Source organism: Acinetobacter sp. C15, assembly GCF_013420645.1.
GTDB classification, from domain to species: domain Bacteria; phylum Pseudomonadota; class Gammaproteobacteria; order Pseudomonadales; family Moraxellaceae; genus Acinetobacter; species Acinetobacter indicus.
The window spans coordinates 1-3,132 of sequence record NZ_VOXR01000094.1; the positions used below are offsets into that span (position 1 = coordinate 1).

Annotated in this window: 2 protein-coding genes; one reads left to right on the forward strand and one right to left on the reverse strand. The window is 47.0% G+C overall.

Going from position 1 to position 3,132, the window contains the following annotated elements; all coding sequences use genetic code 11:
* A partial coding sequence (locus tag FTT63_RS15115; RefSeq protein ID WP_180191996.1) for a MerR family DNA-binding transcriptional regulator occupies nucleotides 1-151 on the reverse strand: 151 nt, incomplete at its 3' end.
* Between the two features lie 253 nt (nucleotides 152-404).
* On the opposite strand from FTT63_RS15115, the gene ponA reads away from it, so the two are divergent.
* Nucleotides 405-2,981: a penicillin-binding protein PBP1a gene (gene ponA / locus FTT63_RS15120; protein ID WP_160232276.1), complete on the forward strand. Its 2,577-nt coding sequence runs from the start codon at nucleotides 405-407 to the stop codon at nucleotides 2,979-2,981.
* The last annotated feature ends 151 nt before the right edge of the window (nucleotides 2,982-3,132 follow it).

Below are 3,132 nucleotides of genomic sequence, written 5' to 3' on the forward strand. Positions count from 1 at the left end.
GTTCAGGTGTGATCTTGCTTAGATCGTAACGTCTGTGATTTTTTGGGGTTCTATCTGCGACTAAAGTGCCTTCCTCATCCCATCTTCTTAGGGTTTGGATGGAAACACCCAGTGTTTTAGCTGCAACACCAATACTAACATATCTACTCATTTGTAGATAATAATATAGAAATAAGTAGATTTCAATTAGCAGTTATTAACCCCTTACTCGGTTTACGATATAACCTGCGCACAATAAGTTTTTCCTATTATTTTTTTATCCCCAAAAAAAATGCCATTCACTAAGTTGCTTTGTGGTCTATATTTTTGTACGGATACAATAACTCATCTAACAATCCGTATGGGTAAAGGCTATACTGACCAGCAATTAGTTTGCCATTAGCTCTTATTAAAACTTACTTGTTATGAAAAAGCTATCTTGTTCGGGCCGTGTTCATCCATTTTTTTTGCTCATAATTATTGTGTTAGTTTCCATTCCGATGGGTTTTTATGGCATGTATCTCTATATTGCCCCATCTTTGCCGGAAATGACCACTCTAAAAAAAGCGCCTCTTTTGAAGCCTTTACAAGTTTATAGCACGGATAATCAGTTAATTGCAGAGTATGGTGGCAAACTTTCTGTACCTGTCGAGTACAACCAGATTCCCGAAAAGTTTATCTATGCCTTTTTAGCGGCTGAAGATTCGGCCTTTTTCGAACATAGCGGCATCAGCTTTAAAGGCCTAGGCCGTGCGGTGAGTGAAGCGGTGACCGGTTCTAATGTGCAAACCGGTGGCTCGACCATTACCATGCAGGTGGCCAAGAACTATTATTTAAGCCCGGAACGCACTTTAAGACGCAAACTGACTGAAATTTTTCTAGCCCGAAAAATTGAACAGAACCTGTCCAAAGAAGAAATTCTGACCCTGTATGTCAATAAAATCTTTCTCGGTAAAAATGCTTACGGGATCACGGCAGCAGCCAAAATTTACTATAACAAAAGCTTGGAAGAACTGAGTATTGCGCAAATGGCGATGATTGCTGGTCTGCCAAAAGCGCCATCACGTTACAATCCAGTGGTCAATCCGGAACGTGCCTTAGAACGTCGCAACTGGATTCTGGGCCGGATGCTGCAACTCGGTTATATCAACCAGAATGAATATCAGGGTGGGATTGCCGAGCCAATTAACCTGGATATGCCGGATCGCAGTATCAGTAATATTCACCCCTATGTTGGGGAAATGGTCCGAGCTGAACTGGTCAAAAAATTCGGCAAGCAGGCGGTTGATTCTGGTTATAAGGTTTACACCACCATTGACAGTAAACGTCAGGCTTATGCCGAGCAGGCGGTGCAAAATGGTCTAGAAGCATATGACCGCCGTCATGGCTGGCGCGGTGCCGAAGCGCATGACCAGCCACTGAGTGACTTTCGTGCCTTTGCCAACACCTATCCCGCACAAGTCACCAAAGTCCTGAACAATTCTTTTGAAGCTCTGATGCAGGATGGTTCTACCGTCACTGTCCCGTGGTCTGGCATGTCCTGGGCGCGTCCCTATCGCAATGCCAATAGTGTTGGCGCAGCACCAAACCGGGCAGCTCAAATTGTCAAAGTTAACGATATTGTCCGTTTACGCCCCAACCAGAACAAAAGTTCCTGGTCACTGGTGCAAGTTCCCAAAGTTCAGGGGCAGCTGATTGCAATTAACCCAAACAATGGCGCGATTGAAGCCATTGTCGGCGGTTATAACTTTTATCAATCGACCTTTAACCGTGCCTTGCAAGGCTGGCGCCAGCCAGGCTCAATTATCAAACCCTTTGTTTATGCGATGGCGCTGGAACGCGGCATGACTCCGCATACCATGCTCAATGACAGCCCAATTACCATTGGCAAATGGTCACCACGTAACTCGGATGGCCGTTATCTGGGCATGATTCCTTTACGCCGTGCGCTGTATTTATCTCGAAATACCGTTTCAGTCCGCTTACTTCAAACCGTCGGTCTGGACCGTACCCGCCAACTATTTATGGATTTTGGCTTGCAGGAAGACCAGATTCCGCATAACTACACCATCGCCTTAGGTACGCCACAGGTGCTGCCGGTGCAAATGGCCACCGGCTATGCCACCTTTGCCAATGGCGGTTATCGGGTACAACCGCATTTTATTCAGCGTATTGAAGATGCGTATGGCAAAACCATCTATCAGGCCAATCCTGAATATGCCTGCATTGCCTGTATCACTGAAGATGAAAAAAATCCTGAAACAGCTGAAGTAAAAACGCCAGATGATGAAGTGATTGAAGTCACCAATCAGTCAATCCAAACTGCAGATGCAGCGCCAGCCAACAAGATTGAACGCAGCCAGTATCGTCAGGCACAGCGTATTTTAAAATCCAGCTCGGCCTATGATATGGCCAATATTCTACGTGATGTGATTCAGTACGGTACCGGACGCGCTGCCCTGCGTATTGGCCGTAATGATATTGGTGGAAAAACCGGAACCACCAACGATGCCAAAGATGCCTGGTTCGCCGGCTTTAATGGTAAACTGGTGACCATTTCCTGGGTCGGTTTTGACCAGCCAACGACTTTGGGTCGTCGTGAATATGGCGGTGTCGCAGCCCTGCCGATCTGGACCGAGTTTATGGGTAAAGCCCTGCAAGGTACACCGGAAGCCTGGGTCAGTCTGGACCGTAAAGGCAACCAGCTAAGCCGCGATAGTGCCAGCAATGACAGCATGGAGCAGGAGTTGCAGCAGCGCTATCGTTCATCACCGCCATTGGCCCGTCCGCTGTATCGTCCTGCGCCGGCACCGGTCGCGCCTGCACCGCAGCATGATTTTGATGATTTGCCGGGTGAGGAAATCCTGATTCCGGATGAGGCGACTCCACCACCAATGCAGCCTCAGCCACAGCAACCGGCACAGCCGCAACAACCAGCGCAAAATCAGCAGCAGAATTCTCGCCCTGATGCGATTGAAAACCTGATTGATGAAGTCTTATAAACGCACAACAAAAAGCCCTCAACTGAGTAATGCCAGTCAGTTAAGAGATTGACTGGCTTTTTCTTGGGTATTTTTGAGGTTTTCCTTTTACAACTCTTGGGTAACTCCTCATCCGTCTCTCAGGTAAAACATATCTATCAGATTTCTCCAT

Coding starts and splice junctions, on each gene's coding strand:
- ponA (WP_160232276.1), top strand. CDS start 405: ATGAAAAAGCTATCTTGTTCGGGCCGTGTTCATCCATTTTTTTTGCTC.